Annotated in this window: 15 protein-coding genes; 6 read left to right on the top strand and 9 right to left on the bottom strand. The window is 68.7% G+C overall.

The window, feature by feature from the left end; all coding sequences use genetic code 11:
- Positions 1 to 108 precede the first annotated feature (108 nt).
- Positions 109 to 678: a TetR family transcriptional regulator gene (locus AB0K82_RS22925; protein ID WP_364399929.1), complete on the bottom strand. Its 570-nt coding sequence runs from the start codon at positions 676 to 678 to the stop codon at positions 109 to 111.
- A 77-nt stretch (positions 679 to 755) separates the two neighbouring features.
- Here AB0K82_RS22925 and AB0K82_RS22920 point away from each other — a divergent pair, with 77 nt between their 5' ends.
- Positions 756 to 1,256 carry a DUF3237 family protein gene (locus AB0K82_RS22920; protein WP_364399926.1) on the top strand — a complete coding sequence of 167 codons (501 nt, stop codon included), beginning with the start codon at positions 756 to 758 and terminating at the stop codon, positions 1,254 to 1,256.
- A gap of 398 nt (positions 1,257 to 1,654) precedes the next feature.
- Here AB0K82_RS22920 and map read toward each other — a convergent pair whose 3' ends face one another.
- Entirely contained in the window at positions 1,655 to 2,422 is a 768-nt protein-coding gene (map, locus tag AB0K82_RS22915) for a type I methionyl aminopeptidase (protein WP_364399923.1), read from the bottom strand.
- A gap of 52 nt (positions 2,423 to 2,474) precedes the next feature.
- Between map and AB0K82_RS22910 the strand changes: the two genes are divergently transcribed.
- A complete protein-coding gene (locus AB0K82_RS22910; protein ID WP_364399921.1) occupies positions 2,475 to 2,792 on the top strand; it encodes a helix-turn-helix transcriptional regulator in 318 nt (105 codons plus the stop codon).
- 604 nt (positions 2,793 to 3,396) lie between these two features.
- Positions 3,397 to 4,287, top strand: a complete 891-nt coding sequence (locus AB0K82_RS22905) for a methyltransferase domain-containing protein (RefSeq protein ID WP_364399918.1) — start codon at positions 3,397 to 3,399, stop codon at positions 4,285 to 4,287.
- A gap of 362 nt (positions 4,288 to 4,649) precedes the next feature.
- Here AB0K82_RS22905 and AB0K82_RS22900 read toward each other — a convergent pair whose 3' ends face one another.
- Positions 4,650 to 4,784 carry a hypothetical protein gene (locus AB0K82_RS22900; protein ID WP_364399915.1) on the bottom strand — a complete coding sequence of 45 codons (135 nt, stop codon included), beginning with the start codon at positions 4,782 to 4,784 and terminating at the stop codon, positions 4,650 to 4,652.
- A gap of 260 nt (positions 4,785 to 5,044) precedes the next feature.
- Between AB0K82_RS22900 and AB0K82_RS22895 the strand changes: the two genes are divergently transcribed.
- Positions 5,045 to 5,608: a dihydrofolate reductase family protein gene (locus AB0K82_RS22895; RefSeq protein WP_364399912.1), complete on the top strand. Its 564-nt coding sequence runs from the start codon at positions 5,045 to 5,047 to the stop codon at positions 5,606 to 5,608.
- Positions 5,609 to 5,933: 325 nt separating this feature from the next.
- On the opposite strand, the gene AB0K82_RS22890 is transcribed toward AB0K82_RS22895, so the two are convergent.
- The 4 genes from AB0K82_RS22890 to AB0K82_RS22875 all read right to left on the bottom strand — a co-directional run bounded on the left by AB0K82_RS22890 (position 5,934) and on the right by AB0K82_RS22875 (position 9,721).
- The gene (locus AB0K82_RS22890; RefSeq protein ID WP_364399909.1) at positions 5,934 to 6,941 is read right to left on the bottom strand and encodes an RNA polymerase subunit sigma-70; all 1,008 of its coding nucleotides are present in this window, start codon (positions 6,939 to 6,941) and stop codon (positions 5,934 to 5,936) included.
- A 186-nt stretch (positions 6,942 to 7,127) separates the two neighbouring features.
- Positions 7,128 to 7,568 (bottom strand): recombinase family protein, encoded by a 441-nt coding sequence (locus AB0K82_RS22885; RefSeq protein WP_364399906.1) that lies wholly within the window; start codon positions 7,566 to 7,568, stop codon positions 7,128 to 7,130.
- Positions 7,569 to 7,640: 72 nt separating this feature from the next.
- Positions 7,641 to 9,068, bottom strand: coding sequence for an MFS transporter (locus AB0K82_RS22880; protein ID WP_364399903.1), 1,428 nt, complete (start codon positions 9,066 to 9,068; stop codon positions 7,641 to 7,643).
- Positions 9,065 to 9,721, bottom strand: a complete 657-nt coding sequence (locus AB0K82_RS22875; RefSeq protein WP_364399900.1) for a TetR/AcrR family transcriptional regulator — start codon at positions 9,719 to 9,721, stop codon at positions 9,065 to 9,067. Before AB0K82_RS22875 ends, AB0K82_RS22880 begins: the two co-directional genes overlap by 4 nt.
- Before the next feature lie 307 nt (positions 9,722 to 10,028).
- On the opposite strand from AB0K82_RS22875, the gene AB0K82_RS22870 reads away from it, so the two are divergent.
- On the top strand, positions 10,029 to 10,244 hold the full coding sequence (locus AB0K82_RS22870; protein WP_364399897.1) for a hypothetical protein: 216 nt from the start codon (positions 10,029 to 10,031) through the stop codon (positions 10,242 to 10,244).
- Between the two features lie 570 nt (positions 10,245 to 10,814).
- Here AB0K82_RS22870 and AB0K82_RS22865 read toward each other — a convergent pair.
- Together AB0K82_RS22865 and AB0K82_RS22860 are read right to left on the bottom strand one after the other, a co-directional pair.
- A complete protein-coding gene (locus AB0K82_RS22865; RefSeq protein WP_364399894.1) occupies positions 10,815 to 11,258 on the bottom strand; it encodes an ATPase in 444 nt (147 codons plus the stop codon).
- A 1,605-nt stretch (positions 11,259 to 12,863) separates the two neighbouring features.
- Positions 12,864 to 13,757: an NADP-dependent oxidoreductase gene (locus AB0K82_RS22860; RefSeq protein ID WP_364399971.1), complete on the bottom strand. Its 894-nt coding sequence runs from the start codon at positions 13,755 to 13,757 to the stop codon at positions 12,864 to 12,866.
- 70 nt (positions 13,758 to 13,827) lie between these two features.
- Between AB0K82_RS22860 and AB0K82_RS22855 the strand changes: the two genes are divergently transcribed.
- Entirely contained in the window at positions 13,828 to 14,457 is a 630-nt protein-coding gene (locus AB0K82_RS22855) for a helix-turn-helix domain-containing protein (RefSeq protein ID WP_364399891.1), read from the top strand.
- The last annotated feature ends 235 nt before the right edge of the window (positions 14,458 to 14,692 follow it).

The following is a 14,692-nucleotide window of genomic DNA, read 5'->3' as shown; positions in this document are numbered from 1 at the left end:
TACTGGTGGGTCGGTCCTACTTTGCGGCGTATGCGGGTGGAGTTCTTGACCGATGATGAGGCGGCTGCGTCCCGACCTTCCCGACTTCGTCGGCTCGGCTTAGTTCACCTAGAGATCGAGCATCCGCGTCAGGGCCTGCTCCCACCAGTCCAGGGTCTCGGCCGGCGTGGCGTCCGCCAGGCCGGCGCTACGGCGGAACTCGGTGCCCACGATGGGGTCCAGGGCAACACCTTGGTGGAGTGCGGCGACGGTGAGCTGGACGCGCCGTCGATCGGGTGTCCGGCCACGTGCGCGGATCCGCTCGCTCAGCGCGTCGACCACCGGTGACAGCATCCCGGTGGCCGCGTCGCGCCACCCAGACTGGTGCAGGGCAAGGGCCAGCTCGGCGTACCCGTCGGCGTAGACCTCGGCGAGCGAGGCCGCCAGCTGCTCGACGTCACCGCCGCTGGCCTGCGCCAGGCGCTTTCTAAGGCGCGCCCCGCCGTGCCGCAGCAGCGCCACCAGCAACTGGTCACGAGTGCCGAAGTGGTGGTTGATCGCCGCATCGGTGATACCGACCTCCGCGGCCACGGCCCGTACCTGGACTGCTGCCACTCCGCCTGCGATCAGCAACCGCTCGGCCGCCTCCAAGATGAGCCGCCTGGCTTCCTGTGGTTCTCGCCGCACACGTCCTGCCATGACAGCCAACCCTACCTTGACTCTCCAAGGTTCAAAGGTTTACCTTACCTTGGACACTCAAGGTATAGGAGAATGCGATGCCCAGCTCCGAACAGACCACGACGCTCAACCCCGAGCAGATCTTGCCCGCGCTCCCCGGCGCCCCCGCGCCAGCCGGGCTCAAGCCACTATTTCGCGGCGTGTGGCGGCTGGCGCCGACGCTCATGCTGCCCGGCACGCCGTTGGGGACCCGGGTCATCGTCGAGTTCACCGACGGGCTCATCCAAGGCCGGGGCGTGACCGCCCGCCTCAAGGGCGCCGGGGCGGACTGGTTCACCGTCGACCGGGAAGGCCTGGGGACGCTGGACTGGCGTGGGCGGGTCGTCACCGACGACGGTGACGACATCTACGTGTACGGCAGCGGCCGCCTGGACACCACCAACCGCGACATCCTCATGAACTACGGCGCGTGCCTGTTCGAGACCAGTGCCGACCACCTGCGGTGGCTCAACAAGCTCCAGGGGGTCTACCGTGGCCAGACCATCCGGCAGGGCGCCACGGGCGCCATCTACCACGACGAGTTCTTCGAACTGGTCTAGGAGTGTGTCCGATCGATCTTGATCTATCGGTTCGGTGGCTCTTGGTCGGCGACGCGGTGATCGGAACGGCCAGTCACGGCAAGACGAGCCCGCCGGGCTCCTTAACGTGACTGGCCGTTTGGGTTGCTGCTCAAGCCCCGAATTGGCGACAGTCGGATACGCGAGCTCACCAGTCTCAACCCCCTGAACGTGGTCGCCGGAATCGACGGCCTCGCTGCCACGGCGAGCTGCGCTCGGTGTGTGCTGTGGCAGCCCGGTTGCCTGGCTCAGCCGCCCCGCCATCGAACACGCCACCCCAGCAGCCACCGGCACAGCTCTACCGGCCTTCGAACGGGGCTCGTCCTCACTCAGTCCGGCCCTGATCTGGAGTCCCGCCCGTGGCCCTCTCTCATCGGGCGTCAGGGGAGGGTCAGGATGACCGGCCCGTCGTCGGTGATGGCCACCGAGTGCTCGACGTGGACCGTACGGCTGCCGTCACCGCTGCACAGGGACCAGCCGTCCTCGGCCATCGCGTAGTCGTCCCTGCCTCCGGCCATCAGGCTCGGCTCGATGGCGATGACCATGCCGGGGCGGAGCCTCAGGCCGTGCCCCCGACGGCCCACGTTGGGTACGAATGGCTCCTCGTGCATGGCCCGCCCGATGCCGTGGCCGGCGAAATCCTGCTGGATGCCGTAACCGGCGGCGCGGCCGATGCGGGACATGGTCTGGCCGATGTCGCCTAGCCGCGCGCCCGGCACGGCCTTCTCGATCCCGGCGGCCAGCATGTGCTCGGCCGTCCGGATCAGGTCGCCGTCGCCCTGGCGGGCGCGGCCGACGCAGAAGCTGACAGCGCCGTCGGCATGCCAGCCGTCGATGTGGGCGCCGCAGTCGATGCTCAGCAGGTCGCCGTCACGGAGCCGGTACCCGGTGGGCAGGCCGTGCAGCATGATTTCGTTCACCGAGGTGCAGATCACGCCAGGGTAGGGAGTGGCGCCGAACGCCGGGTGGTAGCCGAGGAAGGACGATCCAGCCCCGGCCTCGTGCATGATCTGGCGGGCCAACTCGTCGAGCTCGCGCAGGGACACCCCGGCTGTCGCGTACGAACGGACCTGTGCGTGCACCGCGGCGACGACCCGGCCGGCCTCGCGCATCACCTCGATCTCGGCGGCGGTCTTAAGCTCGATCAATTTCTGCCTCCTCTTAGCTCGCGATAACTATACCGGTATTAGTATTGGGCTCATGGTACGGGAACCGTTGTCGATCGCCGACCGCCTGCGCGGGGAACGGCTGGGCGACCTGCTACGCGAGGCCAGAGGTTCGCGCAGCATCACCGACGTGGCGCTCCAGGCCGGGATCTCCCCTGAGACTCTGCGGAAGATCGAGAGGGGCCGCATCCCCACACCGGCCTTCTTCACGGTCGTCGCCGTCGCCGGGGTTCTGGAACTGTCACTCGACACGCTGCTGGTCCAGGTCAGCCCAGCCGACACGGCCGCCGGAGCCGCGGACGAAGCCATCGCCGACACTCGGGCCGAAGGCGGACGCAGAGCTGCGGGATGATGCCCGCCGCCAGAATGCCTCGCATCCGCGTTTCATAGCTCGTCCGGTGCGCCGCGTTCTGCACTGTGCGTCGATCCCACCTCAAGCACGACCGGGCGCGCCGGTACGGGGATCCGAGTCGGGCCGTCCGGTCATGGCCGCGCTCGATCTGCGCGGACGGCGCTGGACGATGCGCATCCTGTGGGAACTGAGCCAGGCACCGACAGAGACACCGACAGGCTTCCGCGAACTGCAGCGCCGCTGCGGCGTATGTCCTCCAGCGTGCTCAGCACCCGCCTCGCCGAGCTGACCGACGCCCGCCTGCTCACCCCGCACAGCGACGGCTACCACCTCACACCGCTCGGCCGGGACCTCGTCGAGGCGCTGAGTCCGCTGGACACCTGGAGCCGACGCTGGGCAAGGGAGATGGACACCGCCACAACCCGGGGGTGCTGCGTTCGCGGCGCACCGGGTGCGCTGGTTGTGGGGGCCGAATACATGTACCCCTTCCGGCGCGTCACGGTGCAGAACCGTGCTGTAGGACGTGCGGGGTTCGGTGGCCGTGTGAGATACCCCTCTCCCGTCGTCGTGGCGTTGGTGGTCTGGGGAGGTGACCATGTGGTTGATGACCTCCTCGCCCCGCCCGCCGCACGTCGGTGGCCGACCGGATCCGATAGACGGGACTACCGCACTCGGTGGAGAGTCCGCTCCCGCCCGCGGATACCTGCTGGACAACGCGCGTGCCGAGGCGGGCGAGCGATTCGTTTGGCTGGCCGAGCTGTTCGACGGTGTGACGCGGGGGCACTTCGATCGACTGGGGATCGGGGTGGGCTCGCGCTGCTGGGAGGTGGGGGCCGGTGGCCGCAGTATCCCGGAGGCGCTCGCGGCGGCCGTCGGTCCGACCGGGCACGTGCTGGCCACCGACATCGACCCGTCGTGGCTGAAGGCAGGTGGCGGGTACGAGGTGCGCCGGCACGACGTCGCCGCTGATCCGCCTCCGGAGCCGGGGACGTTCGATCTGGTGCACGCCCGGCTCGTGCTGGTCCATGTACCCGACCGGGCTCAGGCGTTGGCCACGATGGCGGCGGCGCTGCGGCCCGGCGGCTGGCTGCTGGTCGAGGACGCCGATACCGCTCTCCAGCCACTGGCATGCCTGGATGACAGCGGCCCGGCGCGGCGGGCCAACCGGCTGCGCGACGCGGTCCGGGAGCTGCTGACGCGCCGCGGCGCGGACCTGCGCTACGGCCGGACACTGCCGCGGGCATTGCGAGCGGCCGGCTTGGTAGATGTCGCCGCGGCGGGCTCTTTCCCAGTCGGCGGGCTGGCCTGCGACCGGCTGGAGGCGGCGACCATCCGACACGTGCGCGGCGAGCTGCTCGCGGCCGGCCTGGCCGACGACGCCGAGATCGACGCGCACTTGGCCGCCATCCACGCGGGCGAACTCGACCTGACACTCGCGCCACTGATCTCGGCCTGGGGACGTCGTCCAGCCGAACACCCGCCGGCACTCGGTTAGGTGCGGATCCAGACGTTGTCCGACCTGCCCACGGCGCTGTTCGTTCGAGGAGACTTTCGGGCCGCAGGAGTAGCCCCTTACTTCTTGGGGCGGGGCCGGAAGATGCCAGGAACCTGCCGTGGCTCATGTCGATGCTGGTCAGGTACGCGTCTGGAGGGCGGCGAAGTCGGTGTGTGCCTGTTCGACCGCCTCTGGGTAGCGCTGGTGCTTGTCGCGCTCGGCCAGTGCCCGCTAGATGCCGGCCAGGCTCGGGTTCTGACCTCTGCGTTTGCCGGTAGGGGTGATCAGGTCCGGGCGGATGTCCTCGACGGATTCGCCGTGGGCGCGTCGGCGGAGCACGGTGTGCGGCATGTCCTCGGTGATCACCGGTGGCCGGCCGCCGTGGTTTCTTTGCGGGCGGCGGCGTTCAGGCCCTCCAGGGTGGCTTCGCGGATGTTGTCGCGTTCGGTTTCGTCCATCGCGGCCGCCGGCACCGGAAGCGTCCGCACCGTGCCCATCCGACCAGCCTCCCGCACACCCGGCTGACCGCGCTGGGCTGGCGATCTCCAGTGCGGTGAGAGGGCCCGGCGCTGTAGCTGTGTGACCAGGCGTTTGCGAGGGTGAAATCGAGATCCGGTCGGTGGTGCTCGAGCCCGCCGAGTACGCCGTGCCGAGTCTGGAACGCGAGGACTACCTGCGGACGCAGATCGCGCACCGATCAGGTTTCCGCGCCGCGCCCGTCTGTACGTGTGAGATCGACTCACGGAAGGCTGGCACGATGCGGAAACTGATCTTCGGCATGAACGTGACCCTGGACGGCTACATCGCTGCGACCGGCGACGACCTCGGCTGGAGCGTGCCGAGCGACGAGCTGTTCCAGTGGTGGTCCGACCGGGTGGACGCGACGGGCCTGGCGCTGTACGGGCGCAAGCTGTGGGAGACGATGAGTTCCCACTGGCCGACCGCCGACAAGCAGCCGGGTGCCACACCGGCGGCGATCGAGTTCGCCGGCCGCTGGCGGGACACGCCGAAGGTGGTGTTCTCCTCTACGACCAGCACGGTCGACTGGAACACCCGTCTGGTCACCGGCGACGCGGTCGCCGAGATCGCCCGGCTCAGGGCCGAGGACGGCGGCCCGATGGACATCGGCGGCGCGACGCTCGCCGGGGCGGCCATGCGGGCCGGGCTGATCGACGAGTACGCGCTGGTCACCGTGCCGGTCCTGGTGGGCAGCGGCACGCCGTTCTTCACCGCGCTGGACAACTGGGTGAACCTGAACCTGGTCGAGACGCGGACATTTCCCGGCGGCGTGGTGCTGACCCGATACGAGACGAGGCGATGAGCACCGGCCAAGTGCTCGGCTCGTAAGGCCAGGTCGAAATCCTTCCTGGCGTGCTCACCGTGACCCTCGGCGATGAGGGAACCTTTTCCCTGCCCTTCCTTGCGTTCCGAGTGAGCTGTTGACCGACTCGCTGAAGATGAGGACGACGGCCTCGTTGATCGTGACGATGTTCCTCGGGCATGAAGTCGCCCCGCCGGCAACGCCGGCGGGGCGGTGGTGTTCGCGTTGCCGCATTAGTGTTCAGCTGGTCAGGGTGCTCATTCCGCGGTGACTTCGGTGACGCCGGCCCGTGCGCTGGACTCGTCGACGATGGGGACTTGTCTGATCACAGCGTCGCGGGCAGGCCCAGCCATGGTTTGTCGGTGGCGTCGAATCCGGTGAGCTCGGCGACCTTCCCGTCGACGATGTGCAGGACCGCGATGTTCAACAAACGGTACTCCGGGTCGTCGGGGGTGCGGAGGTACAGCACGGCGGCAGGCATGCGGTTGATCGTCGTGGCGATGCAGCGCCAGTCGTCGTGGCCGCGCTGGAAGAGCCCACCGGAGACCCAGCCGTCCACCGCGTCCTTGGCCGTGACGATCAAGGTGCCCGGCTCGGGCAGCATCGCGAAGCGCAGATCGTCGCGCAGCAGGGCCATCAGCCCGTCGAGGTCGTTGCGCTCATGGGCGTCGATATACGACTTCACCACGCCGCGCTCGTCATCCGACAGCTCGTGCGTGGCAGGGCTCCGCCAGTCGAGGCGGCGGTCGGGCAGCTGCTCGCGCATCGTCACGCGCGCCCGCTGCAGTGCGCTGGTCACCGATGCGACGGTCAGCTCGAGGGCGTCGGCGACCTTCGACGCCGGCCAGCCGAGGACGTCACGCAAGATGAACACCGCCCGCTGCCGCAGCGGCAGGTGCTGGACGGCGACGATGAACGCCAGCTCGATCGTCTCCCGCGCCACCACCGATTCCTGCGGGTCCTCCGGGAGCATCCGGTCCGGGTAGGGCTGCAGGTAGCACACTTCCGAGCCCGCGCCCGGTAGCTCGGCAGGCACGGGTGTGCGGTCGTTGCGCTTCTCCAGGAAGTCGAGGCAGGCGTTCGTCGCGATCCGGTACAGCCAGGTCCGCAGCGCAGCGTGGCCCTTGAACGACTCCCGCTTGTTCCACACCCGCAGGAACGTCTCCTGCGTCATGTCCTGGGCGTCCTCGTAGTTCGCGAGCATCCGGTAGCAGTGCACGTGCAGCTCACGCCGGTAGCGCTCCGTGATGAGCGCGAACTGTGCTGCGTCATTTGAGCGGGCCGCCGCGATGAACGCGGCCTCGTCGTCGCCTAGCAGTCTGGCGTCGGTCATGGTCGTCAATCCTTCCGCGGGTGGCGAGGGGCTACGAGAACTGACGACGTGGCGGAGGATTTCTGATCGGTGAAGCCGCTGACACCGGGCCGTTCGTCAGGCCGGATGGGTCGGGGTCGATCCAGGGGACGTGTTCGGGTCGGTGGCGCGCATCTTCGACTGGCTCGACGACACGATCTGCCCCGTTCAACGGTCTCGGCCCCGGACTCCCAGCTCTGTCCCCAGGGGCAAAGTAACCCGCTGGTTGATTTCAGGACTTCGGGGCGGCGGTCTTCTTGGGTTGGCGGGGCACGGTCTTGGTCTTTCAAGGTGCCCGTACACCGTCGACCTTGGCACGCTGAACATGTCGGCGATCTGCTGGACGGTCTTCTCTCGCTGGTCGTGGAGCCGTTGGGCGAGCGCGGCCTGGTCCTCGGTGAGCTTCGGCCGGCGCCCGCCAACTCGGCCCCGGGCGCGGGCGGAGGCAAGCCCGTCGTTGGTGTTCGCCACGATCAGTTCGCGCTGGAGCTCGGCCAGCACGGACAGCATCCCGAACATCGCCCGTCCCTCCATTGTGGACGTGTCGATGCCCTGCTCGATCACGTGCAGCCCGATGCCGCGCTCGCGCAGGTCGGCGCCGAGCGTCAAGACGATCGTTTGCCGACACTGAAGATCGGTCTGATATATGACCGGATCAGTCTGGGTGTGTTCGGCGGTTGCTCAACTGTTTGTGTGTCGAGCTGGTGCCGCCTGTGGTGTTGGCGCTTGCGCCGGGCGTGAGGCGGTCGTGTCGTCTCCTTCCTGGTAGGCCGGGCGCCGGGGCAGCCGCGACGCGGGCAGCAGGCCGAGAGCGGCGAGTGCGGCCAGGATCAGCAGAGTGGAGCTCGTGGTTGACGCAGCCGTGCCGGTTGCGCTGGCCGCGACGGCGATGCCGAGGGTCGGCCCGATATTCATGGCGGTCTGCTTGAGTCCGCTGACGATCCCGGCGTACCCGGGCGGCGCGTCACCGACGACGGTCCCGGTGGCGGTGACCAGCACGGTGGCGAACCCGGCACCGATGGCGGCAAAGGCTGCAGCCATGGCCATCCATGTGCTGGCGGGACCGAGCCGGGACAGCCCCGCGATGCCGACCACGACGAGGACCGTACCGGCGATCGCGGTGCGGCGCGCACCGTACCGGCGCAGTGCGGCAACCGCGGCGGGTGAGCCGAGGACCATGAGCACGGTCAGCGGGAGCACGCGCAGACCGCTGCCGAGTGGATCGAGTCGAAGTACGTCCTGGAGGTAGAAGGTGGCCCTGAACAGCGCGCCGAACAGGCCGGCGGTGGTGACCAGCAGGATCGCCATCGACGCTGTCACCGGCACGGACCGCGCTACGGCTGGTGGAACGATCGGGTGCGTGGTGCGGCGTTCGTGCCAGGCGAGCACCGTTGCGACGCCGATGACGGCGAGGAAGTCGAGCAGCGTCGGCGCGGCGGTCCACCCCCGCGCGGGTACATCGGCCAAGGCGTGGACCAGGATTGCGAGCGCGACCGCCAGCAGGCCCGCGCTGGTGAGGTTGAGCCGTGGAGAGTTGGCACGTTGAGGTGCCGGCCTCCGTACGGCGAGGGCGAGGACGGCGATGACGAACGCGAGGGGCAGGTTGACCCAGAAGACGGCGCGCCATCCCAGATGAGCCACGAGAAAACCGCCCACAAGCGGACCGGACCCTGCCGCCACCGCGATCGCGCTGGTGCGAATGGCGATCGGCTTGCCGAGCCGGTCCGCGGGATACGCCAGCCGTAGCAGCGCGAGCGTCGCAGGTTGTAGGAACGCGGCGAACCCGCCCTGCACCGCGCGCAGGACGATCACCCAGCCGACGCCCGGCACGAGCGCGATCCCGGCCGAGGCAGCCCCGAAACCGAGGACGCCGACGAACAGCAGGCGCGGGTGCCCGTACCGATCCCCGAGGCGCCCGGCGATCACAAGCAACGCGGCCACGGCGACCAGATAGCCGGTGCTCGTCCACTGGATCTGCGCCACGCTCGCGCCGAGATGACGCTGCATGCCGGGCTGCGCCATGAGCAGGATGGTTCCGTCCAGTGCGACGATCACCGCGCCGACCACGCTGACCAGAAGTGCAATCTGCCGCGGTGCGGGGGCGGTCATGAGGTCACCGGGCCGAGATGGGCGTCCAGAACTGCCGCGATGAGCCGGTCGCGTTGGTCGTCGCCGGGGTCACCGCTCAGCGGTGAGGCGCCGAGGGCGAGTTGCAAGCTGCCCCAGGCCAACAGCTGGGCCATGCCGTGCAGGTTCGACCACAGGGCGGCGGCGGTCACCGCAGGCGGCGGTCCGGCCTCGTTCGGCCCGTCGGCGCGTCGCGCGGCCTCCCTCTCCGATAGGCATCGGGCGACGAGTCCGGTGAAGTGCCCGAACAGCGGGAGGGTCGACTCGCGCAGCCTCGGTTGGTCCGATGCCTGCGCCGCGCCGTCGAGCAGGTCGTGCCGCCACATGAGTTCGAACATGCCGCGGCGTTCCAGTGCGTACCCAACGTACGCCCGCGCGAGAGCCTCCAACTGGCCGCGCGGTGTGGTCGTGCCGGCGACCGCGGCCTCGAACATGGCTGCGAGATCCTCGAAGCCGCGACGGCCGATAGCCGAAAGCAGCGCGTGGTGCGTGGGGAAGTACCGACGCGGCGCCCCGTGCGACACCCCCGCTCGACGGGCTATTTCCCGCAGGCCCACGGCCGCGGAGCCCTCGGTCAGCACAAGGTCGACCCCGACATCGATCAACCGCTCCCGAAGGGAGCTCTCATCAGTCATAGACAGTGTCTACCGTGCATTCGTAGACACTGTCTACTCATTGGGTGAGTGATCATTCTGCTCAGCGGGTGGCGGGGGCTGCCTCTGCTCGCTCGCTCACGGCGGCACGCTGACCGGGAATGGTCACGCCCGATAGGTCGAGGCGCTTGTTCATGTCGAGGCGGAACGTGCCGTACGGGTTGATGTTCGACCAGAACAGCGCGGTCAGCCCACGCCGGTCCTCGTCGCTCAGCTTCTTCGCCCAGGCCGGCTCGGCTCCAGGTCGACGTCGCTCGCCTTCAGCTCCTCGGCCAGAGTCGCCAGTTCGATGCGGCGGCGATCAACACTCGGTGACGGCGGCACCGCCATGCTCTCCATGGCCCTGCACCTGCGCGAGCAGGACCACAGCCTCCGTGAGATCGCCGCCCGGCTCGTCATCACCAAGGGCAAGAAGAAAGGCCGGCACCCCTCACCTGCCACCGTCATGCGCCTGCTCCGCGAACACGACGAACAGGCAGCAACAGCGGCAGCCTCCAGCGAGTGATCAGCCCCCGACAGCGCGTCAGCGCAGGTCAGACATAGGTTCGTTGGATTTTCCGCGATTGCTACCGGGCCCCCAAAGGGGGGGACCGGAAACCTGAGTTACCGCCGACCTGGGTCCACCAGCGCGGGGGAGCTGCCAAGTGCCACGAGAGCGTCAGTGGGTCGTGCCACCGGATGTCAGTGGGTGTGCCGCGAGAACGTCAGTAGCGCCAGGCAGGCGCCACCCTGTTCTCGGAAGTCGTGAGCAGGCCGTACGGCGTCGCTGGCGCGCGTTCTCGGAAGCTCGGCCCGGTCGCCGGTCCCGAGAAGGCGTCGTTCTCGGAAGGTACGGCGCCCGGGCGAGACTCACGGCTCTCCACTCGGGTCGGTGCGACCAAGTGAAAAGTAGCTGTGTGTAACTGCCGCTGCCGAGACGCGCGCAGGGCCCTGCGATCCCGTTGACCGGGCAAGGGGTGGCGTGCACCCCGGCTCCGCGCACAGGTTAGGTAGCCATGCGCGGAGCCGGGGCTTGTTTCAGGTGAGAGGGGACCGGCCCCTCTCTGTTACTTCTGACGCCTCCGCGAGGATGGCGTCAGTTGATGGCCGGTTTGTCCAGGTCGCGGTGGGTCAGCGTGACCTGTAACCCACGGTCGACGAACCGCTCGGCAAGATCACGAACGTTCAGCGCTTCGGCCGCCTCGACGTCGCCGGTCAAGATGGCCCGCAGCGCCATCGCCGATGTGGGAGCCCGATGGTGGCCATTTGAGCAGCCGACGGCGACCTCGACAACTGAGGAACGCGCGTACGGGCACTCCAGGTATGCCTCCACCTGGGCAACGGTGGCGATCACCACGCTCCGGATACCCGGGGTGGCCATCACCAGAGTGCGGATCCTGGCGTCACGTGCCGTCAGCTCGTCCAGCATCGGATCAACGCCCTTGTCGTGGAAGTGCTCCCTCAGGTCCAGCCCCACATGTGCTGTGGGAGCGCCGCCTTGCGGGCCGTTGTGCTTGTGTCCGAACGAGGTGATGTCCACCCGGTTTCGGATTCGACTCATCTGAGGCTCCAACCCCTGTTTTTGTCCTCCGCACGCGGAAGACAGCCCCGTCCTGACGGGGGCCACAAGGAAACGGTCCGTCGATCGGCACATAACGCCACAGACCGAAATCGTTAGCAGCCTGCGCGCCGAGCTCTGCGCTCGACGGCGTCCCGCACCCCCGCCGATGCGCCGGTCTTCGCCCGACGGTGTGGAGTCCAACTCGGTAGCGACAGTTACACACAGCTACTTTTCACTTGGTCGCACCGAGTGGAGGGCCCTCACCGCCATCAAGCCCGCGCCGGCCAAAGGGCCCGAGAGCGAGTGACCCAGGTCGCTGACGTTCTCGCGGCACAACCCACTGACACTCTCGTGGCACTTGGCAGAAGACCGAGTGCCAAGCGGCGGGAGAAGGTCAGCGGTCCGCGCCACGAAGATGTCAGTGACGGCGACGCGAGAGCGTCAGTAGGCGACACGAAAGTGTCAGTACTCGAGAGTGAGTGCCGGTGTTGAGTGGCAGCCTGCGTCGACCGCTGGCCGGCCTGGGCGTTCACCTTGCCGGTTCGGTGCATGCTCTGGGCATGTCATCCGGGTGCATCGCCGCTCAGAGCACCCTCCTGCTGAAGGGCTCCGCGTCCTACACCTCGGGTGGTCGGCCACCTCGGGTGGTCGGCGTCGGCGGTCGGCGGCGGGCGCGTTGTCGGCAGGTCGGTCCGCAGTACAGGCGAGGCCGGCCGGTGGTTGCGGGTTCCAACTCGCGATCGCAGCTGGGCGCCGCGCAGTGGTGCCGCCGGCGGCGGGTGCCGGCGGTGATCTGGTCGGCCAGCTCCGCCAACCGCACCGCCTCCGGTCCGGATAGGCCAGGCTCAGGGAGAGCTTGATCGCATCGCGCAGTCGCTCGGCGATCTCCTCTAGCTCCCCGGAGGATGGCAGCAGACGCTGTGAGCGTTCCCGGATGCGCCGCGGCGTGTTCCAGTCCGGGAGGGCCGCCGCGGTGATGCGAGCGGCGATCTCGAGGCTCCGCCCGGACAATGCCTCCAGCTCATCCGGGGCCACCGGATGGTGTGCCCGAGCCAGGCAGCCTTGTGTGCGATTGCCGGGGTGGATGTCAGGTGGCGGCGTTCCAGCTCCGCCTCGGCCTGGCGGGCCAGCGGCCGGAGTTGGCGTAGCAGCTCGGCGAGGAGATCCAGGTCCCGGCGGCATCGGTCTTCCTCTGCCAGGGTGGGGTCGGTCTCGAGCGCAGCGGCAACGGCGTCGACGGCCTGCATCCCACGCGACCGCGCCCGTCGGACGACCGGCGCGCCGGCGGCCGGAAGTCGACCTCCGAGCTTCATCGACACAGGCCGCGATCAGCGATGCCGCAGATAATAGAGCGTTATCTGTGCCAAGACTTCGGAGCTCGTCCGATGTCGTAAGCCCGCCGGACGCTCACCAGGAGCGACGGCGCCTTACCGCCGGTTTTCGTTCCGATGTTCCTCAACCCCCGTTCAGTAGCCGGATCAGGTCGGCTCCGGAGGCGAGGCCGACGATGGTCGCCCGGCCGATGAGCCTCGCCCCGCCATCGGCGAAACCTTTGATCAGCCGGGCAACCGCGCAGGAAACGACTCAGACGATCATGACCCGGCGTCCGCGCGTGTGGCCGGCGTGGCTGTCGATGTGCGCCGCAGCGGCCTCGGCGAGCGGGTACGACTTCTCGACCGGGATGTGGAGCTTTCGTCGCGAGATGAGCCCGACGGCCTCGGCGAGCGCTTCCGGGACGCTCCCGGCCACGCCGGAGAATCGGACCCCGAGCTCCGGAGCACCGAGATCGGCGATGGAGATCACCTTCTGCGGATCCCCGGTCAGCTCGACGAGCTCGCGGATCACGCCCGAGCCGGCCAGGTCGAGGGCCGCGTCGACATGGCCGAGCTGCCGCACCCGCTCGACCCAGCCCTCGCCGTACGTCGTGGCGAGGGCGCCCAGGCTACGCAGATAGTCCTGGTTCGCGGCCCCAGCCGTGCCGATCACCGTGATGCCGCGGTCGCGGGCGATCTGCAGCACCGCCGATCCGACTCCGCCGGACGCACCGCTGACCAGCAGCGTCTGCCCGGCCCGCACACCGACCTGGCGGATGATGCGCAGCGCGGTCTCCACCACAGAGGGGTACCCGGCCACCTCTTCGAACGTCAGACCCTCGGGCATACGGGCCCAGGCCGACAGCACGGCGAACTCGGCATAAGTGCTCGAGCCTTCACCGAACACGTGGTCGCCGATCTCGACACCTTCGACGCCCTCGCCGAGCTCGTCCACCACCCCGGAGGCGTCGATCCCGACTCCGGAGGGCAGCTCGATCGGATGGGCTTTCAGGCTCTGGCCTTCACGAATCCTCCAGTCGACGGGGTTCACGCCGGCCGCCCGCACGGCGATGCGTACCTGACCGGGGCCCGCGTGGGGCTCCTCGGCGTCGATGAGTTGCAGAACGTCCGGACCGCCGAACTCGGCGAAGCTCACTTTCTTCATGCCGCCGACCGTAGCACTAACAGTTAGCGTTTTGAAACGGTTATGACTTTGCATTTGGTAGTGTTAGCGTATGACCGTGCCGCCCGGACGCCGCGAGCGCAAGAAGGCCGCGACCCGCCAGAAGATCGCCGATGCCGCCCTGCGACTCTTCCTGGAACGCGGGTACGACGCGGTGGGCATCCGTGACGTGGCCGCTGAGGCCGACGTCGCCGTCACCACGCTCTTCTCCCACTTCGCCTCGAAAGAGGCCCTGGTGTTCGAGCAGGACGAGGACTTCGAGCAACGCCTTACGCAGGCGGTCACCGGCCGGGCCCCGCACGAGTCGCTCATCCCCGCGCTGCGCCGCGAGATCCAGGCCCTGGTGCGACATTGCACGGCGGACGGCGCCGCCCCGATCTGGCGCATGATCGACGAATCACCTGCCCTGCGGGAGTACGAGGAGTCGATGCGGCTGCGCCATGCGGAGTCGCTCGCGGCGGCCATCGCTGCCGATCCCGACCTGCCACAGAGCCCAACGGCCTGCCGGACGATCGCGAGGTTCGTGATCGACGCCTACTCGCTGGCCCGTGAGGCGGCCGATCCGGAGGCCGCGGTGAACGAGATCTTCCAGATGATCGAGGCGGCCTGGGAGGTCGCCTCCCCTTCTCGACATGCGCGAGGAACTACTCCTTCAGGAAGGGCGGCTGTTACGAGTCACTGAACGCTTGTGGTTCCTCGACTCGTCAGGGATTGCGTGTCGCCGGTTGACGCCCATCGGTCGCCTGGAGGTACGACGCCCGCCGGCTATTCCCGGCCGCCGGGCCGGGCAACACTGGAGGCGGACGTGGAGCCGGATCACGGGGCGCCGTGGTCGGCAGCCAGGGCGATGACGGACTCCGGCAGCCGGCTCCTCCCAGACCAGGGGCGTCGGCAGGGGAGCCCGTCATCGGCATGGA

The organism is Actinoallomurus sp. NPDC052274 (genome assembly GCF_040679475.1).
In the GTDB taxonomy this organism is placed as follows: Bacteria; Actinomycetota; Actinomycetes; order Streptosporangiales; family Streptosporangiaceae; genus Actinoallomurus; species Actinoallomurus liliacearum.
Note: the sequence above shows the minus strand (reverse complement) of the source record. Positions and strands in the feature narration are given on the sequence as shown.